Raw genomic sequence first — 25,476 nt, 5'->3', positions numbered from 1 at the left:
CACGGGAGTCTGACAGACAGGGCCTGGCCGCTGCGTCGCTGTGGAACGTCGACCGCTTCCCGCAGGCGAACCATGGTGCAGAAGTCCGGCGGCCCGAAGCCTCCATCGCCGCCGATGGCCCGATGGTTGCTGCCGTCCTGGTGGCGCTCGACGTCCCGGCGCTGGTGCTGAGTAACGACATCGGTGACGACACCCAGGGCGATCAGGTACGGGTGTGGTTACGCCGGCATCGGGTGGCCGTTCCCGCCCACGTCGTTCCCGGCATGGCCACGCCGCAGATCGTGATCGTGGCCGACGACCGGGGCACACGCACCTGGTTTCCGTATCTGCCCGGCGTCCCCGAAGCCCTGGCCGCGGTCGATCTTGCACCGCTCGCCAGAGCGTCCTTTGCCTACATCGACTGCTACCAGCTCATCGAGCCCGCGGCCGTCCGGGCCATCCAGGCCGCGCGGCTGGCCGGAGTGCCGCTGCTAGTGAACCTCGGTGGTTCGGCCCTGTCGCCGGCCGTGGCGGCTGCCGTCCAGGGCTATCCCGGCCTGGTCATCCAGACCAACGTCGATGACGCCGAACACGAAACCGCCCCGGCTGTTGCCGGGGCGCTGGTCGATCAGGCGGGGGCTTCGTGGGCAGTGGCCACGGCTGGAGCACAGGCGGGGGCTTCGTGGGCAGTGGCCACGGCTGGAGCATTCGGCGCGGTGGCCGCCAATGCGGATAGCCTGGTGACCGCGCCGGCCTTCGAGGTAGAGGTGCGCCACACGCACTGCGCGGGTGCGGCCTTCTCCGGCGGGCTGATCTACGGTCTGCTGCACCGCTGGCCGATGGCAGACACCCTGGCCCTGGCTACCGCGAGTGGTGGGCTGCGCTGCGCGTGTGCCCACCATGAGCCGTTGCCGGGCCTGGCTGAGTTTGCGTTCATGTATTGCCGGTGTCGAGTACACCCGATCGGCGACGACAGCAGTGTCGCCTAAAAGCAAGCTGAATCTGTGAAGCCTGTTTTGATAGATGGAAATCCTCGCTTAAGCCGCAGCCGTAGAGGATCTAGACTGGAATTGTACTTACTCATCCACCCACGCCACTGAAAGTAGTCCCGCAAGCCCCATGTTTCTACAAGCTGACGCGCATCCTGCGTTGACAGGTCGTGCAGCGCGGTTGTTCCTGCACCATTGATCGAAGCACTTGGTTCACATGTCCACAGCCGCCGCATCGCACGGAGCGGAACGGGAGTGCTCCGTAGTCTGAGGGGTTCATCGTCCGATGTAGGCACGACAGTGCCACGAATGGTCTAACGGCGCCGTTCTTTTGCACTGGCAGGCAGTAGCCGTCACCACCGACCACATAGAGGTCTCGAACCTCCAGAGATCGGGCCCAACTCGGGAGGCGTGGTACCGCACGGGCCTCCGGACTGATCGCTCGCCGAAGCTGACCCTCCGCGATTCGCGGGTCCGGATCACCCTGGCAGCGTTCCTGGAAACGTGCGATGCAGTGACCCGAAAACTCGATGTGATCAAGGAGTTCTCTACCCCGAAGACTGAAGGCATCCGGAAGAGAATCACTAAGCCCATTGAGACGCAACCATTCCGTAGAAAAATGGCAGCGAATAGCCACGGGTTTGTTTGCGTCGTCACGATCTCTCTTGAGTGCAAGCGCGAATGTTCCGTCGACGATTGCGAAGAAACCGGATGGGCTCCGTAATCCCTGCATCGAGGCTGGGAATCCTCCCATCGCTAGGTTGGCTCCCGCGTATCCGGCCGCCGAGAGCCGCCCCCGCAGCCAATTGTGGGCGCCAGCGCGCGTCATCCTCAGCCACTGCGCTGCGCCGTCAGCGCATCCGTTGGTGATGACAATCGAACGCGCAAGGCGCTCCTGGTTCAGGCTCCACGGGGTCCACTGATCGGCATCAACCATGATCTGAATGATAGACCTGCGTCGGCATGAGTCGATCAGAACAAATCCCACTCCCGCAACAACCCCGTCAGCTCCTCCAGCCGTCCCCGGGTCATCCGCTTCCGCGCCGCCTCGCCGGCCGACTCCGTTGCGGCCCCGAACTGCCACCACCGCTCGCCGGTCTTCCGATCCATGACCAGGAAGCGATCCTTGACGGCCGGCCCCCGGATGACCAGCGACACCGTGAACGGCTCGGCCACCACGGCGTGCACCATCGCATGGTGCAGGGCGTAGGTGTCGCCGGCCTGCTCCTGGCGGACTTGCAGCGCAGCCAGGCTGCCCGGCTCTGGTTCGGCCTCCACATCGACGTCGCCGAACAGGTAGTGCCGGTACTCCCCGCGCAAGATCAGGCTGGCGTACGACCAGCGGTGGTTGTGCGGCCGGTCGAAGTAGCCCGGCAGGAAGACGTGCAGCCGCACCCGCAGGCCGGCGGTGTCCTGGTACAGCACGATCTTGTCCAGGATGTCGTAGTGCTCGCACAGCGCCAGCAGCTCCGGCCGGTCCGGCAGCCCCAGCAGCGCTGCCCGCACCAGCTCCGGATCGTCGGCCAGCTGGGTCAGCGCCTTCCGCGTGGCGCTTTCCACCGCGTCGATGTCGTTCCAGTCCAGCGCATGCAGCGGCTCGATGACGTGTTCCATCCGGATCTTCTCCTCAGTCTTCCGGCTTGGCGCTGGACTTCCACAGCCGGCAGACCGGCACGATGTCGGGCTCGGCGGCGCAGGACGAGCCGCCCATCACGAGCTCCTCGGCCGGGCAGCCGCCCTGGCAGGCTGAGGCCTTGCAGCCGCCGCAGGCACTCGTCACCAGCGGCCGGGTGAACAGGTCGAACTCGTTGTCACCGCGGTTGAGCACCACCTGGCCGTCCTGCATCCGGGCGAAGTGCAGGTCGGTGTCGAACAGGTAGGAGCAGACGTAGCAGCGCCCGTCGGGAAAGATCGAGATCCGGTCCAGCGTCCGGCCGATGCACCCCTGGTAGCCCTCGGCGGCGTAGCGGGCCATCTGGTCGCGGCGGGCGTACGTCGGCTGGTACCAGACCCGCGTCTGGTAGTCCGGCGCGGTCTGGTTCAGGACGTCGCAAAACGTCACCCACTCCCGGGGGCTCATGGCCATGTCGGCGTTGCCGTGCCCCACGCCGATCGTCGAGAAGACGTGGAACTTCACCAGCGAGACGCCGATCTCGTCGGCGATGTCCAGCAGCTTGAGCGCGTCGCCCCGGTTGGCCTGGTTGACGGTGCAGATGATCCGGGTGTCGAAGCCGCGGCTCGTCAGTTCGGCCGCCGTCTCCAGCGCCGTATCGAACGTGCCCATGCCCCGGACGACGTCGTGGGTCTCGGCGCTGCCGCCGTCGAGGCTGACCTGGACGTAGGCGAAGTCCTCCGGGGTCAGCTGCCGGAACTTCCGCACCGCCGGCTTCTGGGCGTTCGTGGTCGTGATGACGTCCTCGTAGCCGAGCTGCCGCCCCAGCCGGATGGCATCCACGTAGTTGGGGTGCAGCGTCGGTTCGCCGCCCAAGATGGTCAGCTTGCTGCCGCCCATCCGCCGCCAGGTGGCCAGTGCCTCGGCGATCTCCGGCAGCGGCATCTTGAGCGCCCGGTCGAGGCGTTCGCCCATGTAGCAGTGCTCGCAGCGCAGCTGGCAGGCCTCGGTGATGTACAGGTAGACATTTCGGAAGCGGCCGTAGGCAATCCGCTCGATCCGCTCCGGCGCGGGCATACCGGCCCGCCGGGGCATCCGGGCGTGGCCGTAGTCGTCGTCCGTCCGGACGCGCGGCGGGTCAAGGTGCACGGTGGTCATGAGCGGCTGCTCCTGGTGGTGAGTAGGACGGTTACGGCGTCGGTGGTCTGGTCGGCGGACACCCCGCTGTCAAGCTGGGTGACGCTGACGCCGGCTGCCGTGAACGCCTGGCGGATGCCATCGGCGGTCTGGCGGTAGCGGTTGAGCCGGGCACGCAGCAGACGGGGCGCGTCGCCCCGGCGGGGGTGGAGAATGCCGCCGCAGCGGGCGCAGCGCTGGGCGTCATCTGCACTTGGCACGGCCGGCAGGCGAGGATCACGGATGGGGTCGCGTTCGCAGCGGTGGCAGACCCGGCGCTGGAAGGCCCGCCGGTACAGCGTGGTGACGTCGACCGTCAGTTCCACGGCGGAGACCACGCAGCCCGGCGCGTGCTGGCGGAGCGCCGCCAGGAACAGGCGGACCTGCGCGCCGTTGCCGGGGAAGTTGTCGAAGAAGACGGTGTGCGCCTCGCCGGCCTGGACGGCGGCGTCGACGTAGCTACGCAGCGCCGTGACCACGGTGAAGTCGTCAATCCAGCCGAGGCGTTCGGCGCTGGTGGCCGTGGCCGCCAGGATGGTCGCCGGTACGTGTTCCCGGAGTCGGAAGACGGTGCACCCCGGCATCTGGCCAAGGCTCGCGGTCAGCGTCGTCTTACCTACTGCCGGTGGGCCGAAGACGGGTACGGCCAACGCGAGGGTCACGGGCAACCCCTTCTCACGCCGGGGATGCCGCCGGCGGGCCGCCGCTATGACTGACGCGGCGTGTCCGCCTGTGGCATTCCTGTGGACTGCGGGTCGGTGGAAGCAGGAACGGCCTCAGCGTCAGCCCCAGGAAGCGCGGTGACTACGCCGCCGCACGGTGGCCGGCATGCACAGGACGCATAGCCCCTGCTACCGGCGGTGTTAGCGTCATGGTGCTGACCTTGGCCCGATGCAGGGGAGATGGCCCGGCCATGACGACCGTGCACCACCCCCGGCACTGCGCCCGCTGCGGCCACCGGCTTGCCGCCGACAACCCGCTGGCGATGTGCAGCCCGTGCCAGAGCGCCACCCTGGACGCCCACGCCCGGCCGCCCACCGTGCCGCCACAGTTCTGGGCGCTCGACCAGATGCGCGACGCCCTGGCCACCTGGCACATGGGCCGGGTGATCTTCGCCTACCGCCACCACCCGCACCACCCACAGACGCTGCCCCAGGAACTGGTCGGCACCTGGCTCGGCCTGACGCAGGCCCAGCTCAGCCGCATCGAGAACGGCCGCGCGCCCGAGGAACTCAGCAAGCTCATCCGCTACAGCCAGATCCTCGGCATCCCGGCCGAGCTGCTGTGGTTCGACCTTCCCGGTTCGTCACGCGACCGGCGGACTGCCACCGATGCAGCGCCGCCCCTCCTGATGCCGATCTTGCTGAACGGCCGCGAGGTCATGCTGCCCATCGACGCCGAGGCCGCCAAGGCCAATGGCCTGGACGGCATGCTCGGCGGATTGACGGCCGACAGCAGGGGCACGCCCGGCCTGGCCACCAGCCGCGGTGAACCCTCCGGCCGGCAGGCCGCACAGCTTCTGCCGTACGCCGGCTTGGACGAGATGCAGCACATGGCCGCCGCGCTGGACGACGCCCGCCGCTACCTGGACGGTTCGGTCGTCGGCTTCTTCGGTCAGCAGTTCGAGCGCTGCAAGGCCGACGACGGCCAGCTCGGGCCATTGCGCGTCCTGCCGATGGTGCTTGGTGTCCTCGACGCGATCCAAAAGCACGCCCGCGACGTCCGGCCGGCGGTACGGCGAGAGCTGCTGGCGGTCGGAGCAGACGGCGCGGAATTCGCCGGCTGGCTGTACCGCGATCTCCACGACCCGGCCTCAGCCGCCCACTGGTACGACCGGGCGATGGAGTGGGCGCAGGAAGCCCAAGACGCCCCGATGCAGGCGTACGTGCTGGTCAAGAAGTCGCAGATGGCCTACGACAGCCGCGACCTGGCCCGGACGTTGACCTTGGCCGAAGCCGCCAGCCGCGTGTGCCCAGCTGCGCCGCCATCTGTCCAGGCCGAGCTGTTGCAGCAGGAGGCACTGGCCCTGGCGACGCACGGCGAACCGCTACCCGTGATCGAGCGCAAGTTGGACGCCGCCCGCGTGGCGTTCGGCGAAACCGCGCCGGACACCAACGCCACCGGTCTGCACATCACCACGGCGACGCTGCAACTGCGTGCCGCCGCCGTCTACACCGAGGCTGGCATACCGGAACGGGCGTCCGGGATCTTCGCCGACATCCTGGCGGAGAACAGCCTGTCGCGCCGTGATACCGGGCTGTTCGGGGCGCGCCGGGCGGCAGCGCTGGCCCTCAGCGGCCACCCGGACGACGCCGCGGCTGTCGGCCTCGATGCCTTACGGATCGCGCGGGCAACCAGTTCGGAGCGCACGACGGCCATCTTGTCGGACGTGGCACGGACGTTGACGCCGTGGCGCTCACGTCCTGGGCCGCGGGAGTTCCGGGAAGCGATGCTCGCATAGGCTGAACCGCCCGCCATTTGCGATCTAACCGTGGATCGACCTACCACAGGCCGAGTACTTGGTAGGCCTGAGCCTTGTGCTCCTCGGATTGCTGCTCGATACGGGAATAAACTTCGCGAACTATTTCGAGGTCGCCGTCGCCGAGATCCTGGAAGCTTAACTCCCAGCCAAGAGCAACCATCGGGCTATGGTCTGCGAGGCAGACGAAACGGTGGCAAAGATAGAACGCCTCGGTAAGATCGCCAATGACCTTGTTGACTTGGGCTAGCGTCAGCCCCAGATCTCGGCCGAGCGCTTGACGGCTGGATTGCGACGAGGAGTGCACGACCATTTTGTTGGAATAGTCGTAGATCGCCCGCAGCTCTGTGCTGCGGTCGGGCAAAACCTTCTTGCTGAGCTCATCGGTGATCCGCTTGTGAAGTAGTCCTTGAGCGTCACACAGGCGGTCGAGTGCGGTTCGGGATATCTCCCCACCGTGAGCTTGTGCAGCGTATACCGCGTAGATATTGTCGCTCGTCAGCACCCGCTCGCTGCGAAGTCGCCGCATGTCATCGACGATCCGGCGCAGCGAGTAGATGCTGTTGTCTCTTCCATCCGGGCGGATTGCTGGTAGAGCCTCGCAAAGCCGTCGAATGCGAACGACCTGCTTCTGGACGTAGCCGCTGCCCACCAGGTAGTCAAACATGGGTGCCGCGAGCGGGTTATCCGGCGCGCTTCGCCTCCTTACTGCCGCGTACGCTTCGTAGGCACAGAGATCGAAGTACAGTGCGTAGAGCACGTGCGAGACTGAGTTCGTATCAAGATTTTCGGGATCGCTGCCGTTTAGGCATTCGTCCCACTCGGCGAACTTCTGGCCGAGGACCGATTGGATGGTCATGGAGTGAGACGCTCCTGAGAAGAACGACAGGGAGACTTACGAACCATCCATCACCCACTGAGCCACCGTCCGGATGACGAACGCCTGCCACTCCTGGCTTTGCGGCTGGAGGTACTGGGGGTCGTCGTGGACAGCGAAGCCGTGCTGCGAGCCCTCCACCTCCACTAGCTGGGCCTCTGCCGTGAACTTCTCCAAGGCCGTGCGCGTCGACTCAATGGGCACCAGCGTGTCCTTCGTGCCGTGCACAAGCAGCGTCGGTGCCGTGATCTCTCCGATGGCCTCGTCCGGCCGCAGCCAGAAAACCTCGTTCAGCATCGGTCGGCCGTGCTTGAGCGTCGGCGTGAAGGTGATCGCGCCCTGCTCGTCCAGTGTCCGGGCGGCCTCGTCGTCGATGCGGTCGTCGTGCCAGTATGGCCGGCTATCGATCGTGCGCCACTTGTAGTCGAATTGTGGGTTGAGCAGCACCAGGCGAGACACGTCCGCCGGGCGCTTCGCCGCGTAGTAGCCGCAGACGCCGCCGCCGAAGCTCGCGCCAAGCAAGGTCATCCGGCTGACTCCGGTGGTTCGCCTGACACTGGCCAGGGCAACCCGGATGTCGTTGAGGATGGATGACAGCGTCAGTTCTTCCTGCCGACCCTCGCTCTCCCCGTGCCCCCGTAGGTCGAAGCGCAACGACGCCACCCCGGCCTCGGCCAGTCCGGCGGCCAGGCGGGCGAAGAAGCCGCCTTCCTCACGGGTGACACCGCCGCCGTGAACTAGGACCGCGGCGCGCTCGGCCGTCGCCTCCGGCGTGGTCAGCGTCGCCGCCAGCTGCAACCCGTCCAACGTGCGGAGCGAGGTCACGGTCTCGTGCGCGGGCATGGCACTCCTTCGTGCATCGTGCAGCGTCACTGCCCATCCTCTGGCAGATGGGGCTGTTGGACCAGCACCGGCCCCGCAAGCAGCCTCTCACCTACCGCAGCGACGTCGCCGGCCGCGTCGCTACTTCCAGCACCTGGCCGCCGACGTTGCTGATCTCTACCAGGATGGCTTGCCGCACCGGCAGGGACGGCGACAGATGATCCAAGCTTGCGACCAGCACCCCGCAGCCTTCGATACGCCTGAGCCGGACCAGCAGCTCCGTCAGACCCGGCCGCACGATCCGAGCCGGCGGTGTGTTCCGGTCGACGAACACATCGGCCAGTACCAGGCTCTGAGCTGTCGCATGGTCGGACAGCTGATCGTGCAGGTGATCTTCCTCGGCCTGGTCGTCGCCATCCAAGCGGATGTAACCGTACACGGTCCCGAGCATCTGCCCCTCGATCCTGTCGCAGTGGGTGACGCCCCAGGCCGAGGAGTGGGCTCGACCCGGCCCGGGGCGCCTGCCGCAACAGTGAGTCCGGTAGCGGAACGGCGCTATGCGCGTGAGGTATGACCAGCACATCGCTCTACCAGTCGGGAGGTAGCGTGGGTCGTGAAGATCCTCGTATCCTGGCAGAGGCGGACTGGGCCGCGGGAGCTGCGGGTGGCGCTGGGGCGTAGACCTCTGCCGTTACTTCTAACTCTCCAACAACCCGAAGGCCTCACGCCAAAAATCGTCCACGGATTGATACCGCTTGACTGCTGAGGCATAGCGCAGATACGCGAGCTGGTCGCGACGCTTCAGGATCTTCAAGGCTTCGCCGGCAATCTGCTGCGACGTAACGATTGCCTGGCCGTGCAGCTCGCCGGCCACTTGTACGGCGATTGCTGTGGCGTCGCGTTCGACCTGACCGTCCGAACCGCGCCCCTTAGAAGCAATGCCAATACTTCGCTCCAGTTTCTGGAGGGAGAATTCCTCCCTCGTGTGACCGTTCCGTTTCACGACCACAGAGGGTGTCTGAACAGGCCGAGTTACGGGCGGAGCTCCGTACTCATCCTCAAGCCAACGTATAAAGTCATGAACGCCGTGGAATCTGGTGGCCCTCGATGTGCGACCTATGGACACCATCGCGAAGCGGGTTCGGGTGATGGCCAGTGCCGGCCGATCTCCCGCAAGTACTCGCAGTACAATTTCCGCGATCTCCTTGGAGCTGACTATCTCATTGGGCTTGGGTCGTAGGCGCTTCACGACTCGGTCCAGGATGGCATCCAGGTCTTTCTCGCCAAGGCTCCAAACCGCCGCCGCCTTTTCTATCCCCCGCCGCAGCTTCGTCCGCGAGAAGTCTTCGGGAGGCCGGTCGCCAGCCTTCGCAACCTTGAGTCCGAATGCCGAGATGCGCTCGACGGTCGTGAACTTCGCGGCGCACTGTGGGCAACGCCGTTGCCGGACGACCTCCCCACTCTCCTGTGCGCGGGTATCGATGATCTTGACTGGTTCATGTTCACATGAGGGGCATTTCATGATCACACTCCTACATGCAGACCCACCAGGGCGTACTGGACGGTAGCAACACTACCGGTAGGACTCTGGGCATGCACGCAGGAGGGCTGCCTGAACTGCTCTGTATGTAGGACCCGCTTCGTCGTTTTTGGTGGCAACGTTGAGGCCAGTCGAGCAGCCCGCCCGGCCGGTGGCGGATTTATCCGGCATCACCAGCAGGTAGAGAGGCGTAACAATGAGCACCTACGACAGTACGGCCTTCCGCGACCAGGAGCGTGAAGACGGCCGGCGCAACATCTACTTCAACGGTCCCGGCGATGGCGCGGCTCACGGCCACGTGGTCCAGCACGAGGAGAACGGGCAGACGGTCTACGATTACGTCCGCGACGTCGAGGGCAACGTCTACATCAACCGTTAAGATCCCTCGCTCCCCAAAATGCCCCCAGGCGCATTGCCTGGGGGCATTTTGGGGAGTACAATTTGGGTTAGCTAAGGCGTAAAATATTTCGTGAAACAAGCGAACGTAGAAAACATCATTTCATATCTGAACGGCGGCCGACGCCTCGATGGCCGAATGGACGTGCTGCGCAATTTTATCCTTGGGCGGGCCGAGATGTACCGACGCTCGCCGGGTGAGGGTGAGCGAATTGCGTACGAATTGACCGCACTGCTGTCCACTCGTACATGTCGCGCCCTTCCAGGTGAACATCAATACATCAAAGTTCTCGATTTGGCGGGAGAGTTAGAGTTGCCCGCGGAGCGCCGCCCGGCAGGGGTGACTTGGACAAGATTTCTGAAGCTTGTCGATAAGATCTAGAATGACACTCATTACAGTAGTTCCTGGTGAGCCAATCGGCAACCGTCAGGATCGCTAATGCCTGCCACTGCTGGCTCTGGGATTGACATACACAGGGTCGTCGTACACCGCGAAGCCGTGCTGTGCCCCCTCGATCTCCTAATCAAGCCGGGGGTTTGGTAGCACCGGGCGCGACAGCTCGTCCGGACGCTTCGCCGCGTAGTAGGCCGCGAGGTCGCCGCCGAAGCTTGTGCCCAGCAGGTTCGGGATGGACGCGCCACTCTCTTCCCGCACCCGGTCTAGGACCACGCCTATGTCGGTCAGGTGACCCGTCAGCGTCGTCTCCTCCGTGCGGCTTTCGCTCTCCCCGTGGCCTCACAGGTCGAAGCGCAGCGATGCCACGCCCTCCCAGCCAGTCCGTCAGGCCATTGAGGTGGAGATCCAGGAGGCTGGCGGCCATGTAATGGCAGTGGATGCTGCCGATACCGCCCCTGTCAGTGCATCTGCGTGAAGGGCGCGACGGCCGTGGAGAGCGCATGCTTGCACACCCGCAGGGCCGCTGGCTTGCACGACCCCACGGGCGTCTGGAGTGCTAGAACTCCGGCAGCTCCAGCAGGTTGTTCGTGTAGACACCATCGGCATACGACCGCAGGTGGGGCGGCTGAGCCTCGACCACTCCCACATCAACCCACTTGCCGGACTTGCCCTGGACGCCGGACTGTCCGGGGTGCTCCCGGACGAAGTCGACCAGGATGGGCAGGACGTTACTGATCTCCGTCTTGCCCGACTGCCGCTCGATCCACTTCAGCTGGGCGATGCCCGAGTGATCTTCATTACGGCCGTTCATCCGACGAGCGATGAACTCGATCATGCAATCGAACCTCTCCGAGCACAGCGCTCCGAAGTACCCCACGCTCAGTGACCTGGCGCGTCTGTTAACGCCTGGTCAACCAAGCCCGGTAGAGTCGTCAGGCTGTCCAAGGCACTGGACCCGGTTCGGAGGCCGACCCCGGTCGGTACCTCCGAGCCGGGTTCGTCGTGCTCGGGATTAGCTTACGTGTTCGAATGACAGGCTTGTAACTACCCTGCCACGGCGCGACACCCCAGGTCAGATGGCCGATGCCCGCAACCCCCGCACCAGCTCTCCCGGATCGATCTCCAGCGCCCCAGCCAGCTTCAGGATGTTGTGCAGCGAGATGTTCCGCTTGCCTCGCTCCACCTGACCCACGAACGTCCAATGCAGCCCGCAGTCGTCGGCCAGCTGCTCCTGGCTCTTGCCCAGCTCATGCCGCCGGGCACGCACCCGTTCCCCGAACGCCTGGGTGGCTGCGGACAGCGGAGGGGTCGCCATGACGACCCCAACCCCATATGTCTAGCGCCTCTGCATCCAGAGACCATACGTCCCATGCATATACGTCCCATGACTCTGCATCTAGTCTGAGCTTGTCCCTGTGACGCGGGGATCGGCCGAGCCAGCAGCGTGGCTGTCCAGCCGTCAGCGAGGCAACTCTCTCGGAGGTGATGGCCATGACGACGCAGATCTACGCCCACGGCGGCGACGGTGGGGGCGGCGGGGGTACGGGCGGCTGAGCCTGCCCACCCGCGGTACGCCGGGCGCGGCGCTCCGACCGCCACAGGCGGAGCGCCGCGCCTTTCGCGTTTCCGAGCAAGATCAGTAACGTGGTAAACTGATCTTGTACATGACGCCGCTGCAACGCCTCTACCGCACCAAGCTCACTCTGCTGGCCGTGATCCTCACGGTGCTCGGCGTGGCGTTGCTGGCGCTGGGACAGCAGGCGAATCTCCCGGCCGCTGTGCCGTGGCTGGCCTGGTTGCCCCTCTCCGAACTCGGTTCGACCCTCTTCGGCAGCGGCCTGATCGTCGTGGCCTTCGAGTACATCAACGAGCGCGACGCCGACGAACGAGCCAACGAACGTCTCCGGCGCATCCTCAAGGAAGAAGCACCGGCCATCCGTGACGCCGTGATCGACGGCTTCGCCTTCGCCCCGGATGCCCTGGTGAACGTGGCATCGCCGGAGACCCTCGACCGGGTGGTCCGCAACACCCTGGCCATCCAGCTGGGTAACCAAGCCCTGGCCGATGACCTCTACGCCGATCTTCGCCACCAGGTGACCGCCTCCACCGAACGCCGCCAGGACATGCGCGTCTCAGTCAGCCTCATGCCGTGGATCAAGGGGCCGGCCGCGGGCGAGGGCAGTATGTTCGTGGCGACCATCCGCCGGGAGTACCGCGTCGAGCTGGCCGAGTCCACCCGCCGCTTCGCCTGCACTTCCGATCTTGATGAGTACCATGAGTTGCTGCTCGACCCCACGACCATTGAAGCCTGGTACTTCGAGCCCGTCGCTGGTATCGACGCCACCTCACCCGAAGCCTTCGAGCTACTCCAGTTCACCGTTGACGGTCGGCCATGGCCGACCCGCCGGAGCAAGCGCTCCGGCGGACAGTCTTTCGCCGTTACCGTGGGCGGCCGGACGGACGCCAAGCGCGAGGTCGAGATCTCCTACACCTACCGGGTGCTGGTTCAGCAGCACGGACACCTGCTTTACCTTGACTTTGGCGCACCATGCAAGGGCGTCGACGTGGACTTCACCTACGGCGGCTGCGGCATCCGGCACGTCAACGTTCTGGACTTCATCGCCGGCTCGCAGCCGACGCGGGTGTCTCGAAGCCCGAAGGGCACCAGTCCACCCACCGTCAGCGTGCGCTACGACGGCTGGGTGTTCCCGAAGAGCGGGGTGGCGTTCGCGTGGGTGCTGGAGCGGGAGCTGCTGCCTGCACACGAAGCAGACCGTGGTGTAGCGCAGACCCGCACATGAGGGCGGGTTGGAGAGACCTCCTTGACGAGCGTTCCCGGGTTTCGCCCGGTTCTCAGGACGGTTCGAGGCTCACGAACCCGGAAGAGAGGAGCACCATTTTTCCACGGACAGAAGACTCCTTCTCTTTCAGGATGCTCGGTAGCTCAAGTAGTCGCCGCATCGCTTCCAGGCCGTAACGGATAGCGTCGTCTCGATGTTTCTTTGCTTCCCGGAAATTCAGATCCCGAGCGCCATGAATTACCTTGCTTCGGAGACCGTATAGGCTCTCCAGCTTCTTCGTTAGGTCGATTCTGGCCTTGTAGTCATCTGGCTCCAGTAGGCAGGCCATCGCGCCGCATGTCCGGAAAGTACTTTCGCTGGAACTTCCGAGCATGTTCTCCCAGCAGACCACGGCGTCGATGAATCCGTCAACGAGATCACCCCGAATGCTCGCCGCCGAGAGTAGACGCTTAACGCCGATCTCGATCCGTTCCACTTCTTCCGGACGGATGCGGCTCGCCCAGGTTGTTGTACGTTGGATCGCCTCCGGATCAAGAATGCTCGTTCCTGAGGGTTCCGCCTGCTGCAGCATCCAGTGCTGTAGTGGAGAGGGGCTGAGAGGGTCCAAGGTTGCCCAAGCTGCCGGGGCAGGGGCGATAAACGTATTGCCATCTGAGGCCAGCAATAGTGCGAGGCGAGCCATCATGAGGTTGACTTCGGTGCGCTTCTGGTAGCCGTCGAACACCGATTGGAAGCGTTCCAGGCGGCGCACCGCAGTCGCAGGAGCCTCGTCTTCAAACTTGCGAATGTCGAGAATCTTGAGCGGGTGAGTTGTCTCAAGCATGCTTTGAGAGTGAAACCCTCGGATGCCTGGAGTAGTGAGGAGAATGCGATCGGAATCGCGCGCCTGCCGGATAGTGCCGAATGGTGTAACGAACTCATCTCCGGAGGGGAGTCGTAGGCCATTGAGACCTACCAAGCGCGGAACTTGGACTTCCTCGCCGCAAGCTAGGCGGCGGGACTCATCCAATACCTGCTCAATCTCGCCCAGGTAGCTGTCAATGTCTTCGCTGCCGTGCAGGATCTGGCGATACCGGGCTGCGGTTAGCAGGGTATCTGGCAAGGTCGCCAGTTGGCGGCTTCCGCTGTGTCCGTTCGAAACGGTTATAGCGCTGTGTATACCCAGAGTGGCTCGATCATCGCTGATCTGCTCTGGGACTTCGGGAAAAAGTTTCTGAAGTGCCGCGTCGTCAAGTATCGCCTGTCTTAGTAGTGTCGTGAGAGGGTGTGAAAATGTATTTGGAGTTATGCCGCCGATAGTAAGCGGCCAGTCTTCTGGTTCCGGAAGGAGGAATACCGGCCAGATCTCGATGCCCAATTCCAGCAACTGGCCAAGTAGAGTATCGGCGGTGTTGACTTGAGGTCTATCGCCACCACTAATTTGGCGTAGCGCCGAACACCAAGTCGTACCGATTGTACCATCGTAGTTTCCAAAGGAAAGCTGGAGGTTCAAACGAAACGTATGCTCATCGTCGGCCGTGCCGTGCTGTGATGCCTGCACTAGCCGGTCAACAGCGTGCCGCTGGCCATCGTTCAGCGCATCTTTGGTGACACTGAGGTCCTCTAGATCTAACACATACTTCAGGAACGCATCCCCGTATACCTTGCGCAGCTCTTCCACGTGCGTGATCGTACTCTACCGCGGCGATGGAGCATTAGCCGGCCCGTGTACGGGCAGCGGCATCCGCTGCTCTTAGCGCTGAAGGGAAAGCCGGTGGGGTTGGGATGAAATATTGTATGCCGCACCCCTAGGGTATGATCCACTTAATCAGCGTGATCCGCATGAACGGGGGCGAAGCATTGGATGCTGTCGACGAGTTCAGTTCGGTCGACCCGGCGATCTTTACGCTGAGCCGGACGAGCGCCAATGAGGTGCTTTACGATGGCGCTGCGATCGAGCAGGAAACGGGCCTGGAGTGCCGTCTCGTCATGACCGCATGCTGGGCTCCGGACCATCGTCTTCGATGGCAGGCCGAATTCAATGAGGATCTGCCGCCGAATTTGATTTACGGCAGTGGTGACTACAGCTTTATCTTGAAGTCCGCCGATGCCTATGCCGATACGCTCCTTGACAAGCTGGACGGTTTTCCTACTAGTAACCGGACACTCCGAGGCTCGATAGGTCGCAGCTTCCTGGCCGGGCGATCCGATCAAGCGGCCAGCTACGTAAAAATTCGCTGGGTAAACCTCGCCGATATGGGTAATGGACTACCACTAGATCCGCCCGAAGGTGTTGCCGGGCACCGTTGGCGCGGACGGCAACGGTGGTTCATGGGTGATTGGGAGATGGTTATAGACGCCAGACCCGATCTTCAAGATACCATTGAAGAGCTCAGGGAAAGCCTTGGGTTCGCGGTTACGCACCTTGCTACGCTTCGCCGTATTGACCGCACACCCTTTACTCCCGAAGAACTGGAGCCGGCGCTCTTCGCATACCAACTCGCCGCCTCATTTGCGCTCAGTCGCTGGGCGTCGCCAAGTCTCTCCGCTGGAGTGGACAACTCCGGCGTGGTTGTATGGCGCGAATGGGGCTCGCGGCGCGCAGATAAGATTAAGGGTGTATATCGGTGGTGGAGCAGGCACCTTGAACCCATCGAAGATATTGTCGCCCGGGTGGGTTGTCGTGCCCTCCATCCACAGTGGGGAATGGCAGCCAAGCTGATAATCCAGGGCTATCTGGCGTCGACGCACGGCGGCTTCGTAGAGGAGCGGATCACCGTAGGATTTGCGGCGCTCGAACAGCTCGGCTGGCAGCGCAATGTCACCGAAGACGGCGCAGACGAGAAGCAGTACGACTGGGGGCTGAGTGCCAGCAAACGGCTGCGAATGGCTCTGGACGCCGCCTCGGTGCCCCTTGATGTCCCGGCCAGCCTGCCGCTCTTGCAGGAGTTCGTCACCCTCCATGGAAACGAAAAGAAGGAACCACTCGACGGCCCGAACGCCGTGGCGTTGGTCCGTCACAAGTTGATGCATCCGAAAGATCCACAGATCCTGTACGGTCGCAAAGATCTGGTGACTGAAGCCTGGCAACTTTTGGAAACCTACCTTCAGCTTCTAATTCTTCACTGGATCGGCTACTCAGGTATGGTAAAAGATTCCGTGATGCTGCTAAATAGCACACAAACCATCTGGCCCGCGCCTTGGCCGAAGTCGCCTGCGCCATAGGATTGGCGACCCTGGTGCCACTCCTTAGGTTATAGGTGGGCCTTCAAGGTCTCTGTCCTGGCCAGTTCGCTACGGGCTTCATCTGCCCGGCGAGACACTTCTTCCCACTCTTTCCGAGCAGCCTTCCTCGTGCGGATAATCATCCGACGCGACCGGCTGCCGTGCAGCTCCGCTGCCGTCTCGGTCAGCACCGGCGCCCGGCCCAAATCGACCGCTTGCTCGGCCTTCGGAAGCAGCCGACGCAGCACCGGAAAGTCGCGGCCGTCACCAAAGGCCAACCGCCAGATCACTTCGCTCTGGCTGGCCAGCGCGGTGTTCCGGACCAGAGCCAGCGCCACTGCCCCAAGCTCGCGCGAGCGTGCGGCTACCTGTCCGCGGATTTCCGCTGCGCCGTCAGGGCCAGGCACATCGCCAGGAACAGCCGCCGGCCGGTCATTTCCACTCTCTCCCGGCTCCGGGCCGCCTGGCGCGGGCGTCAAGGTGCCGCCGGCCTCGCTTCCGCCGTTCCCGTTCTCATCGTCCCGCCGCCGGTAGCCGTTCCGCTGGGCCGCATCGTGTACTGCCCAGTAGTACAGGGTCTCCCGCGTGGCGACGGAGCGTTTCCCGTCCTTGCGGGTGTAGTGCCAGGCCACCGGCTGGCCGGTATCTTCGTCGGTCTCGGCAACCGGGCAGCTCGCTTCGATCGACTTCAGCCGTTGGGCGTAGAGCAGCATCGCGTCCTGCGTAATGTCGTCGGTGACGTCATCGGTTCCGTAGGGGGCGTAGCCGTCCCGCTGTACGGTGGCGCTGCCGTCCATCCGCTTCCGTGAGTGAGAGCGATCGACAGCCCATCCGTACCGCTTAGCGAGACTTTGCATCTCCTCCCAGTCGTGCTCGGTCACCCGGGCCATGTCTTCCGGGTCCAGCTTCGCGCCCGGCACCGTCCCCGGGATCAGGCGGCTGAAAATGTGCGGCGGCGCGTAGGGCAGACTCCCGTACGGCTCCCGTGGCGGTACGCCGGCGGTTTCGGCTGGCCCGCCGAGTGCCTCGTTGTAATATTCACCTCCTTGGCGATGTATAGATTCTCCTGTCATATGCTTGGTTCCTTGCTTACGTTTGCTTGATTCGTGGCCTGGCTAGCCCGCCGACGGCCCGCAACAGGCCTTGCACACCTGGCCGGCCGGGTGCATACTAAAAACCGTTATGTCCGACGATCAATTTACGAAACTATTCAAGTACATGGAAAAGCGCTTCGACGAGGTCACGGCTCATTTCGATGCCCGCCTCGACAGGCAGGATGCACGTATAGATTCCATCCTCGGCGCCCTGGACACCCTGGCCAAGGATCACGAGGTCGAAGAACACGAGCGTCTCGCCATGAGCCACCAGCTTGACCGGCACGAGCGCTGGATCAACCAGCTGGCTGCCGACACCCGGACTGAACTGGCCGCTGATTCGTGACCTCCGACCCTACGAGACGGAGAACACCCACACCCCGCCCTCCGGTGTATCCGCTACGTACATGGTGCTCGTCAGATCCTCGGCGTACTGCTCAACATCGACGCTGACGTAGTGCCGTATATATTCCGGTAGGTCGTCCAGGAGGCGGTAGAACTCCGTTTCCTGGAGGTAATCCTCGGCGTAGTCCGTGATCGAGCCCCACTCGCCCCGGTAGAACTCCTCGAAGCGGTCCACCAGCTCATCGCTCGCCTTGCCCAGGTAGGCCACCCACGCCCCGTACGCCAGGCCGTGTTCGGCGATGCCTTTGGCCACCTTGCTCAGGTCCTGGAGCGAGGGCCACTCGCCCAGGGTGGACGTGACGTCATCCTCGAAGCCTTCATAATCGTGGACGGCCCACTCTTCGGATTCCTCGCCGTTCCGCCGGGCCGGTGATGTCGCCAGGAGGCGGGCGACAGCACTCTCCAGATCTTCCACGTCCCGGTCGGCAGCAATCCACCGGCCGTGCAGGTCACCGTTGGTGTAGTCGGCCAAGCTGGCTACGTACACCCGGGGACTGCCGCCATGGGCGTCGTCACCGTCGGCCTCCCCGGCCAACGGCAGGATTTCCCCGTCCCGCCAGACGCCCGGTTGCGCCGGCTGGTATCCGTCGGGCCCGACTACGGGGCAGAGCGGCTCGCCGTCCTCGTGCTCCCAGGTGGCCCGGTCGAGACCCTGAACCTGCTCAATGATCGACTCTTCGCACTCCGGGCAGGCGTAGCCGACCCGTTCGAGGCGGGCGGCCTGGTCCCGGCGTTCCAGGTCAACGAGCGAATCCTCATAGGTTCGGTACTCGCGGAGGATGGCCTGCCACCGTTGGTCGAGAGCTTCGCCGTCGTCCGTCTCCCAGACGTACCGGAAGCCCTGCTCGTCCTGGGAGGTAATCGTGCCGCCGCCGGTGTCGTGGTCGATGATCAGACCGAACCAGCCCAGTTCATCCACCCGGCCGATCTCCTCGTCCGGTGGTTCCCCGAACAGTTCGTCCAGGCGGTCGGGGTGGATGGCGTGGCCCGCGGCCGGAGACGCATCGGCGTCTGCCGCCAGTTCCGGCGCTACAGCGATCCCGCCGAGCACCCGCATCCGTTCGCGGGTGGCGTCGATGCGGTCCAGGATGGCGGCGTTCTCGGCCCAGCCCTTAACCGACCCCTTGTCCTCCCGGGCAAGGCAGTAGGTCCGGAGGGCTTCGACCCAGGATGCAACTTCCGGTGTCTGGGTTTCGAGATCTTCGTACATCTCGTAGTAGACAGTGTCTTCGATGATGTTGCCGGTGCTGGCCAGACTGTAGAGGGCGCTGGCCTGGCCGCCATGGAGCTGTCCGGCGATGTAGCGGGCGGTGCGGTCGTCGACGGACCGCTCCTCGCGGGCGGCGGCCTCGATGCCTTGCTTGATCAGGCGCTCGTCGTGCGACGACTCTTCAGGAAGAATCTCCGCCTGGTTGATGATCCTTTCGTTCGATGGTGCGTGTTCCATGGGTGGGTTTCCTGTTTAGGTGATGTTGGTCCTGACGCGACAGAGCCCGGCCACCGTGAAGGCAGCCGGGCTCTGGGAAGCCGGTCAGGCGGCTTCGGCCGGTGGGCTACCCCGTCGGACGCCATGCTCTCGCAGGAGTCTCTTGACTGAGGTAGGGCTGATCTTGAATCTCTCGGCGAGGGCACGGGCGGTCGTACCGGCCAGATACAGATCGATCAAGGACTTGATGTCGGTAGGGCTGAGACGCTCGGTGACTTGCCGGTTGGCGATCAGCCGGCCTTGGCCCGTGTTGCCAGACAGGCCGGGTTCGTCAGCCTGATCGCCAAGTTCGGCCAGGACGGTGCAGAGCGTCCGAAGATCGCGGAGCATGCCAGGGGTGTTGGAGTATCTCGCAAGGACGTCCACTCGACTTGGACGCCCCCATGCCTTCGTAGAAGGCATGGGGGCGTCTTCGTTATGTCTGCCCGGGGGCCGAGCCCCCGGACCCCGACGTGCGCGATTGCCCTGTGGGCCGGGGGTGTTCGGGCGAGGTTCGAGTCCCCCAGCTCCACGCCGCTGGAAAGGGGCCCGTCCGCTGGGGATGGGCTCTTGACCAGGCGAAACGCCGCCGCCTTTCACGATTACGCCAGCTTGCCGGTGACCGCGAGCGGCGATGACGAGCGCCGCCACCGCGTCGTGCAACAGATCTGCCCATCGCTGGCTGCGGACGGGGGAGTACAGCGACAGCGCCTTCACCAGCGCTGGTGTGGACGGTGTCGGTGGGTCCGGCAGTCTGCCGGGTCAGGACAGGCGGCGTCGGATGCACCGGAAGGAGAGTCCGGCGAGGGCGAGCGTGAGGGCGGCGTAGATCCCGGTCTCGTACCACTGGAATGGCCAGAAGCGGCTGGCTGGGTGGTAGGTGACCTGCTGTCGGTAGCCGAGCCGGTTGATCTCGGCGAAGCACTCCTCGATGACCGGTGGTGTCGAGTCCGGGTGCTGGCCGCAGGCCCCTGACGGCGAGAGTGCGATCGCGTCAGGGGCGCCTCCGGACGCGTCGACGATGCGAGTGGACAGGATCCAGTCCTCGGTCTGGGGTGTCCCCAGTGTCACCTGCGGGGATCCGCCGTCCTGTGGTGTGAGGACGTTCTGGAAGTTCGACTCGGAGATCTCCGTGTTCGAGCGGACCGGCTCGGCGAGGTGCGGCCGGACAAGTAGCGGCATGGCGATCTGGACGGCGACGAAGGCGGAGAGGGTGACGGCCATCGCGGGGAGGGTGCGGCGGATCAGCAGCCCGGCCGTGACGCCGAGAACGAACGCGAAGGCCGCGTATCCGACAGGGACGATGCCGCGCGCGGCGAACAGCAGCGGCGAGATCCGTGCGTAGCTTCCGTCGGCGGTCCTGTCGATCGGGCTGGCCCACCACGTCACTGCCAGGGTGCCCACCCCGGCCGCGGTCGTCGCGGCCAGGCCGACGAGACCGAGTTTGACGGCCAGCCAGCGGGTGCGGGTGATGCTCTGGTTCCACACCAGCCGGTGCGTGCCGGCCTCGAGCTCACGGGCGACCGGCGGAGCTCCCCAGAACAGCCCGATGACGGCTGGCAGGAGCAGCGCGACCGCGCTGACTCCGAGGAAGGCTTTCTCGTGCTCGTCGAAGAAGCGCCGCGCGAAGTCGGAGCATTCGCCGCCCTGGGCTGTGCACGCGGCGATCCCGTCGGAACAGTTGTCTGCCAGGCCCGGGCCTGGCAGGGCGAGCAGGATGGCGAGAACGCCGAGTGCGGCGAACACCGCCGTGGCCGCGGCGCGGAACTGGCGCCAGGTCAGCCAGATCATCGGACTACCGCCATCATGGGGCTGCGGTCGCGGTCGGTGCCGGGTGAGCTCATGTAGGCCAGGACGAGGTCCTCCAGGCCGAGCTGGCTGACGGTGTGGGAGGGGTCGTGGACCGGGGTGTCGGTCCGGATGACGAAGGTGCTCTGCCGGTCGGTGTGGCTGGCGGTGATGACGTTCTGGTGGGCGGGAAGCCGGTCAGGGGCACGACGTGGGCCGGTGAGCCGGTAGTGGGTGGCCAGGAGGTCCTCGATCTCGCCTGCTACCTGGACCCGCGAGTCGACGAGCACCACCAGGTAGTCGCACGCCCGTTCCAGGTCGGACACCAGATGGGACGACAGCACCACGCTGAGCCCCTGCTCGGCGACGGCCTCCAGGAGGCTCTGCAGGAACTCGCGGCGGGCGAGCGGGTCCAGCGCGGCCACCGGCTCGTCCAGAATCAGCAGCTCGGGCCGTTTGGCGATACCCAGGGTGAGGGCGAGCTGGGAGCGCTGCCCGCCTGACAGCTCGCCGGCCCGGAGGCTGAGATCAAGGCCGAGCCGGCGGAGCCGTTCCCGGGCCAGTCCGTCGTCCCACCCGGGGTTGAGACGGGCGCCCAGCTTCAGATGGTCGGCGACGCTCAACGCGGCATAGGTGGGGTGTCCTGCGAGACGAAACCGACCTTGGCCAGTTGCGCGGGGCCGGAGCCAGGCCGGCCGCCGAGCACCGTGATGGTGCCCGTGGTGGGTGCCAGCTGGCCACTGGCCAGATTCAGCAGTGTGGACTTGCCGGCTCCGTTCGGACCGACCAGTCCCACGACGTGCCCGACCGGGATGTCCAGGGTGCAGTCCGACAGCGCCCAGCGCCGTCCGTACCGTTTGCCCAGCGACTGGGCCTGCATCGCGACGGTCACGCTATGTCCTCCTGAACGGCGGTCCGGAAGGTTGTCATGAAGAGGGCTTCGATGCTCTCGTCGTCCATGCCGGCGTTGCGGGCCTTGATCAGCCAACGTCGCAGCTCCTGGCGAAGCGGGCCGTGCGCGGCGAGCGAGGCGTCGATGAGCGTCGCCGTCACGAACGTGCCGATCCCTGGCCGGGCAGCCACCAGACCCTCGTGTTCGAGCTCTCGGTAGGCCTTGAGCACCGTGTTGGGATTGATCGCCAGCAGCGCCACCACCTCCTTGACCGTGGGGAGCTGATCGCCTTCACGTAGCAGGCCCAGCCGCAGCGCCTGCCGCACCTGGCGGACCAGCTGCAGGTACGGCGAGAGCCCTGACCGCTGGTCCAGATGGAACTGGATCATCTAGCGTCTCAATTCACTAGGTTCCTAGCACTTTAGAAGAATGATGATACCTGCCGGGTGAGACGCCTACCTCACCCGCCGGTTCCGGCAGATGGAGACCGTCCTCCCGGACGCGCCCGCGACCGGCTGGTGCCGGTGAGTCGAGGCCGCGGGCTGGCCGGCAGCTCTTGACGCTCTGGCCGGCCCGCGGTGATCGCTGAGCACTCGTCTCGTGGCGGCGGACCATGTACCGCAACCCAGAAGCGCCCATGGCCAGGCGCATGATGTGCCTGCCTGCGTACCCGACAGAGGCAGGCCTGTGCGATGCGGTCGTGGCAGTCGCAATCGCAGGCGATGTCGTGGCAGTCGCAGGCGATAATGTGCGGTGTGGCCATCGACCTTCGCGACGGCCGGATCGCCGAGGTGTGCCGGCGTTACGGCGTCGCCGAACTGTCCGTCTTCGGCTCGGTGGCTCGCGGCGACGACACCGACGATTCGGACGTCGACCTGCTGTACGTGCTGGCGCCCGACTCGACGCTTGGCTTCGAGATCGTCGACCTCCGAGACGAACTCGAAAAGATCGTCGGTCGTCACGTCGACCTGGTGCCCAAGTCCCGGCTGAAGTGGGTCATCCGCGACCAGGTACTCGCGGAGGCCAGGGTCCTCTATGCGGCGTGACGAGCTCTACCTCGTGACATGATCGAAGCCGTGGTCGCCGCGACGGCGTTCGTCCAGTGAGTCGACGAGGCCGCCTTCCTGGAGAGCGATCTGATCCAGAGCGCCGTCCTCCAGAAACTCCTGGTGATCGGCGAGGCGGCTGGACGTGTTTCCCCCGAGATCCGCGGGCGCTGGCCCGAGCTGCCGTGGCGGTCCGTCACAGGATTCCGCAACATCGCCATTCACGCATACTTCGAGGTCGACCGGCCAATCGTGTGGCGAATCGCCACGATCGCGCTGCGGGAGTTCCAGGAGCAACTGCTGATGCTCCTCAAAGCAGAGTTCCCACTCATCGCAGGCCAACTCGACCAGCCGCACTGACCGAGGGCAACCCTGCCTGGGTATTGGACGTACTGGCCGCCAGACCGGCCCGAGCGCGAGCATGTTCCCGAAGTCGAAGAAGAGCATCAACGTGACTACGACACCGACGATCATGGTCGCCAGGTGCGACAGAGAGTCCGGAACGGCCACACCACAGTCGCTCAGCGGACGAGCTGTCCGGGGCAGAGCCGGCAGGACGGTACGGCCCGCAGTGGTAAGCATCGGGCCCCGTGATCGTATGGCTCAACGGCACCCTCGGCGCAGGCAAGACGGCGACCAGCGCCCTCGTGCAGCAGCTGATTCCGGACTCACGGGTGTTCGACGCCGAGAAGGTGGGCGAGACGCTCATGGACATCTCGCCGGGCCTGCCCGCGACGGACGACTTCCAGCACTGGCCGCCGTGGCGCCCGCTCGTCGTCGAGACTGCCCGGCGCGTGCTCGACTACACCGGCGGCATCCTGGTGATGCCGATGACGGTCCTGGTTGAGCAGTACTGGCGCGAGATCAGCACGGGCCTCGCGCACCATGACATCCCGGTTCGGCACTTCGTCCTCCATGCCGACCAAGACGTCCTCCACGGGCGCATCCTGGGCGAGCATGCTGTCTCCCCGTTCCGTCTCGGCCACCTTGAGCCCTACGCCGAGGCAGCCCGCCCCTGGTTGCACGGCGCCGCCGAGGTCGTCGACACCACGCACCTCACGGCCGCCCAGGCCGCCCGGCAGATCGCAGAGGCCGTCAAGGGATGAGGACCGCAGGCCATCGCCGTCCATTGGAACGTGCACGATCCGTGCCTGGTACGCCGCGAACGTGTTGATCGCCGTCACGTAGGTCGGCCCGTCGGTGACCACGACGTCGCCGGGATCGATGAACACACGGGTGAGCAGGTCCAGCGCCTGCTGCGACCCGGCGGTCACCACCACGTTGTCCGGATGGGCGTCGGTGATGGCCTCCATCGTCATCACGTCACAGATCCGCGCACGCAACCCAGGATCGCCCTGCGCCGAGCCGTACTGGAGCGCCACCGCACCCCGGCTCAGCACCAGCTCCGACGCGGACGGTACGCGCGACCGATGACGCGGTCGCCGACGTCGGAGCTGAGAGGCCTCAGCTCGACCATGCCTGCGATCGCGATCACCGGACGGAGCGGGGCGTCCGGACCCACCAGACCTGCGGAACACGCGTTCGGTTCAATCGATGATGTTGCGAGCCCGGCGCTCACCCAGCATTGTCCTTGGTCAGGAGCCGCTTGGAGACCGGGCGGATGGTGATTTCGGGATCCTGAACCAAGACCGAGCGGTTCTTATTGTGGTGCGTTAGCTCCACAATCCGACCCACCGTCGACCCGTCCGCCCGAGCCGTTGGGCGATCTCCCGGATGCTGTGGCTCTGCTCGCGCAGCGTCGCGATCCGCCGCCGTCCCCACCCCGACAGCGCCAGCCTCCAGTGCTCGGTCTCGACCTCCGACTGCCGTTTCCGCCCACGGCGTCCCATCTCCACACCCCTCGTCTGGCGGGAGTGTTGCGACGAGCGCTCGAACCCACCGGTGGCGTTGCGAGTCACCCGCAGGCCCGCCAGGGCTCGAACAGGGGTGTTTCCCAGGGCTCCGGCGAGGTAGCTCACTGTTTTGATTCGCTACAGGCTGTGACGAGGAGGCCGAGCGTCACGTTGCGATCGGCGGCGATCTCCTCCAGGGTTTCCTTGATTTTCCTCCTGCCGTTGAGGCGGAGGATTCCGATGGTCAGGTTCCGGAGGCTCGCGAAAGCGTGATTCGTGTTCCCGGTGTAGGTCGGATCGTCGTCCTCACGCCAGGCAGTATCGCGAATGTAGTGGATCTCATTTTCGATGCCCCATTGGCCGCGGACGCGGGAGTGGAAGTAGGACGCTGTGGCGTGCGTGCACGTAGCACCGGTGAGGGCGAGGGCGCATCTCGGCCGCGGCGCGCGACAATACGCCCACAGGCACGCCGCACTCCAGACCACGAAGACATAAGACACCTCCGTGATCTACAAGCGGCGTGCCTGCTTTTCTGTGAACGACACGTGGTCCCACCGGACCACCCGCACGAACCAACCACTACCAGCCCGACCCACACCAAATCAGATCTGACCCGGTCTACCCGTCAAACCGCGAGCGTGCCGGAGCCCTGGGAGTTGCC

28 protein-coding genes and 2 pseudogenes are annotated in these 25,476 nt (G+C 65.0%); 10 read left to right on the top strand and 20 right to left on the bottom strand.

Annotated features, from left to right (window positions below; translation table 11 throughout):
- Positions 1-968: carbohydrate kinase family protein (locus tag E0504_RS06630; RefSeq protein WP_306769219.1), on the top strand; the 968-nt coding region annotated here is incomplete at its 5' end.
- Positions 969-1,940: 972 nt separating this feature from the next.
- On the opposite strand, the gene E0504_RS06625 is transcribed toward E0504_RS06630, so the two are convergent.
- The 3 genes from E0504_RS06625 to E0504_RS06615 are packed head-to-tail and all read right to left on the bottom strand — an operon-like array spanning position 1,941 to position 4,418.
- Positions 1,941-2,582, bottom strand: a complete 642-nt coding sequence (locus E0504_RS06625) for a hypothetical protein (protein WP_131622475.1) — start codon at positions 2,580-2,582, stop codon at positions 1,941-1,943.
- A gap of 13 nt (positions 2,583-2,595) precedes the next feature.
- Positions 2,596-3,738: a radical SAM protein gene (locus tag E0504_RS06620; RefSeq protein ID WP_131622473.1), complete on the bottom strand. Its 1,143-nt coding sequence runs from the start codon at positions 3,736-3,738 to the stop codon at positions 2,596-2,598.
- Positions 3,735-4,418, bottom strand: a complete 684-nt coding sequence (locus tag E0504_RS06615; RefSeq protein ID WP_131622471.1) for a hypothetical protein — start codon at positions 4,416-4,418, stop codon at positions 3,735-3,737. Before E0504_RS06615 ends, E0504_RS06620 begins: the two co-directional genes overlap by 4 nt.
- 251 nt (positions 4,419-4,669) lie before the next feature.
- Between E0504_RS06615 and E0504_RS06610 the strand changes: the two genes are divergently transcribed.
- Positions 4,670-6,217: a helix-turn-helix transcriptional regulator gene (locus tag E0504_RS06610; RefSeq protein ID WP_243657445.1), complete on the top strand. Its 1,548-nt coding sequence runs from the start codon at positions 4,670-4,672 to the stop codon at positions 6,215-6,217.
- Positions 6,218-6,257: 40 nt separating this feature from the next.
- Here E0504_RS06610 and E0504_RS06605 read toward each other — a convergent pair whose 3' ends face one another.
- The 4 genes from E0504_RS06605 to E0504_RS06590 all read right to left on the bottom strand — a co-directional run bounded on the left by E0504_RS06605 (position 6,258) and on the right by E0504_RS06590 (position 9,456).
- On the bottom strand, positions 6,258-7,094 hold the full coding sequence (locus E0504_RS06605; RefSeq protein ID WP_131622469.1) for a hypothetical protein: 837 nt from the start codon (positions 7,092-7,094) through the stop codon (positions 6,258-6,260).
- A 36-nt stretch (positions 7,095-7,130) separates the two neighbouring features.
- Complete coding sequence (locus E0504_RS06600) at positions 7,131-7,955, bottom strand: alpha/beta hydrolase (RefSeq protein WP_131622467.1); 825 nt, start codon at positions 7,953-7,955, stop codon at positions 7,131-7,133.
- 91 nt (positions 7,956-8,046) lie between these two features.
- A complete protein-coding gene (locus tag E0504_RS06595) occupies positions 8,047-8,385 on the bottom strand; it encodes a recombinase family protein (protein ID WP_131622465.1) in 339 nt (112 codons plus the stop codon).
- A gap of 246 nt (positions 8,386-8,631) precedes the next feature.
- Positions 8,632-9,456, bottom strand: coding sequence for an ATP cone domain-containing protein (locus E0504_RS06590; protein WP_131622463.1), 825 nt, complete (start codon positions 9,454-9,456; stop codon positions 8,632-8,634).
- A 214-nt stretch (positions 9,457-9,670) separates the two neighbouring features.
- Between E0504_RS06590 and E0504_RS06585 the strand changes: the two genes are divergently transcribed.
- Positions 9,671-9,853, top strand: a complete 183-nt coding sequence (locus tag E0504_RS06585; RefSeq protein ID WP_131622461.1) for a hypothetical protein — start codon at positions 9,671-9,673, stop codon at positions 9,851-9,853.
- A 90-nt stretch (positions 9,854-9,943) separates the two neighbouring features.
- The gene (locus E0504_RS50265) at positions 9,944-10,252 is read left to right on the top strand and encodes a hypothetical protein (protein WP_165938425.1); all 309 of its coding nucleotides are present in this window, start codon (positions 9,944-9,946) and stop codon (positions 10,250-10,252) included.
- Positions 10,253-10,390: 138 nt separating this feature from the next.
- Here E0504_RS50265 and E0504_RS51210 read toward each other — a convergent pair whose 3' ends face one another.
- From E0504_RS51210 to E0504_RS06570, 3 genes are all read right to left on the bottom strand, one after another.
- Positions 10,391-10,546 (bottom strand): alpha/beta fold hydrolase, encoded by a 156-nt coding sequence (locus E0504_RS51210; protein ID WP_306769220.1) that lies wholly within the window; start codon positions 10,544-10,546, stop codon positions 10,391-10,393.
- A gap of 277 nt (positions 10,547-10,823) precedes the next feature.
- Positions 10,824-11,102, bottom strand: a complete 279-nt coding sequence (locus tag E0504_RS06575; protein WP_207912229.1) for a DUF3892 domain-containing protein — start codon at positions 11,100-11,102, stop codon at positions 10,824-10,826.
- Positions 11,103-11,339: 237 nt separating this feature from the next.
- On the bottom strand, positions 11,340-11,582 hold the full coding sequence (locus E0504_RS06570) for a helix-turn-helix domain-containing protein (protein ID WP_131622459.1): 243 nt from the start codon (positions 11,580-11,582) through the stop codon (positions 11,340-11,342).
- A 349-nt stretch (positions 11,583-11,931) separates the two neighbouring features.
- Between E0504_RS06570 and E0504_RS06565 the strand changes: the two genes are divergently transcribed.
- Complete coding sequence (locus E0504_RS06565) at positions 11,932-13,068, top strand: hypothetical protein (protein ID WP_131622457.1); 1,137 nt, start codon at positions 11,932-11,934, stop codon at positions 13,066-13,068.
- Between the two features lie 52 nt (positions 13,069-13,120).
- Here E0504_RS06565 and E0504_RS06560 read toward each other — a convergent pair whose 3' ends face one another.
- Positions 13,121-14,728 (bottom strand): HEPN domain-containing protein, encoded by a 1,608-nt coding sequence (locus tag E0504_RS06560; protein ID WP_131622455.1) that lies wholly within the window; start codon positions 14,726-14,728, stop codon positions 13,121-13,123.
- A 161-nt stretch (positions 14,729-14,889) separates the two neighbouring features.
- Between E0504_RS06560 and E0504_RS06555 the strand changes: the two genes are divergently transcribed.
- Positions 14,890-16,272: a hypothetical protein gene (locus E0504_RS06555; RefSeq protein ID WP_131622453.1), complete on the top strand. Its 1,383-nt coding sequence runs from the start codon at positions 14,890-14,892 to the stop codon at positions 16,270-16,272.
- Between the two features lie 29 nt (positions 16,273-16,301).
- Here the strand turns inward: E0504_RS06555 and E0504_RS06550 are convergent, their stop codons facing one another.
- On the bottom strand, positions 16,302-17,345 hold the full coding sequence (locus tag E0504_RS06550) for a hypothetical protein (RefSeq protein ID WP_131622451.1): 1,044 nt from the start codon (positions 17,343-17,345) through the stop codon (positions 16,302-16,304).
- Positions 17,346-17,454: 109 nt separating this feature from the next.
- Between E0504_RS06550 and E0504_RS06545 the strand changes: the two genes are divergently transcribed.
- Positions 17,455-17,712 (top strand): hypothetical protein, encoded by a 258-nt coding sequence (locus E0504_RS06545; protein WP_131622449.1) that lies wholly within the window; start codon positions 17,455-17,457, stop codon positions 17,710-17,712.
- Positions 17,713-17,721: 9 nt separating this feature from the next.
- Here the strand turns inward: E0504_RS06545 and E0504_RS06540 are convergent, their stop codons facing one another.
- The 5 genes and pseudogenes from E0504_RS06540 to E0504_RS06520 form a co-directional block, all read right to left on the bottom strand.
- Positions 17,722-19,218 carry an antirestriction protein ArdA gene (locus tag E0504_RS06540; RefSeq protein ID WP_131622447.1) on the bottom strand — a complete coding sequence of 499 codons (1,497 nt, stop codon included), beginning with the start codon at positions 19,216-19,218 and terminating at the stop codon, positions 17,722-17,724.
- An 84-nt stretch (positions 19,219-19,302) separates the two neighbouring features.
- Complete coding sequence (locus E0504_RS06535) at positions 19,303-19,587, bottom strand: helix-turn-helix domain-containing protein (RefSeq protein WP_165938427.1); 285 nt, start codon at positions 19,585-19,587, stop codon at positions 19,303-19,305.
- Positions 19,588-19,998: 411 nt separating this feature from the next.
- Positions 19,999-21,027, bottom strand: a complete 1,029-nt coding sequence (locus tag E0504_RS06530) for an ABC transporter permease (protein ID WP_131622443.1) — start codon at positions 21,025-21,027, stop codon at positions 19,999-20,001.
- A pseudogene (locus E0504_RS06525) lies at positions 21,024-21,916 on the bottom strand (ABC transporter ATP-binding protein). The gene E0504_RS06530 and the pseudogene E0504_RS06525 overlap by 4 nt, the downstream one beginning before the upstream one ends.
- Positions 21,913-22,305 carry a GntR family transcriptional regulator gene (locus E0504_RS06520; RefSeq protein WP_112107713.1) on the bottom strand — a complete coding sequence of 131 codons (393 nt, stop codon included), beginning with the start codon at positions 22,303-22,305 and terminating at the stop codon, positions 21,913-21,915. Before E0504_RS06520 ends, E0504_RS06525 begins: the two are co-directional and overlap by 4 nt.
- A 366-nt stretch (positions 22,306-22,671) precedes the next feature.
- Between E0504_RS06520 and E0504_RS06515 the strand changes: the two genes are divergently transcribed.
- The 3 genes from E0504_RS06515 (at position 22,672) to E0504_RS54055 (ending at position 24,068) form a co-directional block, all read left to right on the top strand.
- Positions 22,672-22,962: a nucleotidyltransferase family protein gene (locus E0504_RS06515; protein WP_112107714.1), complete on the top strand. Its 291-nt coding sequence runs from the start codon at positions 22,672-22,674 to the stop codon at positions 22,960-22,962.
- A gap of 123 nt (positions 22,963-23,085) precedes the next feature.
- The gene (locus E0504_RS51965) at positions 23,086-23,322 is read left to right on the top strand and encodes a DUF86 domain-containing protein (protein ID WP_235014309.1); all 237 of its coding nucleotides are present in this window, start codon (positions 23,086-23,088) and stop codon (positions 23,320-23,322) included.
- Positions 23,323-23,552: 230 nt separating this feature from the next.
- The gene (locus E0504_RS54055; RefSeq protein WP_112107715.1) at positions 23,553-24,068 is read left to right on the top strand and encodes an ATP-binding protein; all 516 of its coding nucleotides are present in this window, start codon (positions 23,553-23,555) and stop codon (positions 24,066-24,068) included.
- On the opposite strand, the pseudogene E0504_RS06500 reads toward E0504_RS54055, so the two are convergent.
- The 3 genes and pseudogenes from E0504_RS06500 to E0504_RS06495 all read right to left on the bottom strand — a co-directional run.
- A pseudogene (locus tag E0504_RS06500) lies at positions 24,060-24,371 on the bottom strand (aminotransferase class I/II-fold pyridoxal phosphate-dependent enzyme); the annotation flags it as partial. The gene E0504_RS54055 and the pseudogene E0504_RS06500 overlap by 9 nt on opposite strands.
- 264 nt (positions 24,372-24,635) lie before the next feature.
- Entirely contained in the window at positions 24,636-24,941 is a 306-nt protein-coding gene (locus E0504_RS51200) for a hypothetical protein (RefSeq protein WP_207912225.1), read from the bottom strand.
- The gene (locus E0504_RS06495; RefSeq protein ID WP_207912223.1) at positions 24,938-25,315 is read right to left on the bottom strand and encodes a hypothetical protein; all 378 of its coding nucleotides are present in this window, start codon (positions 25,313-25,315) and stop codon (positions 24,938-24,940) included. The genes E0504_RS51200 and E0504_RS06495 overlap by 4 nt, the downstream gene beginning before the upstream one ends.
- Between the last annotated feature and the right edge of the window lie 161 nt (positions 25,316-25,476).

Source organism: Parafrankia sp. BMG5.11, assembly GCF_004337455.1.
This window is presented reverse-complemented; position numbering and strand designations above follow the sequence as displayed.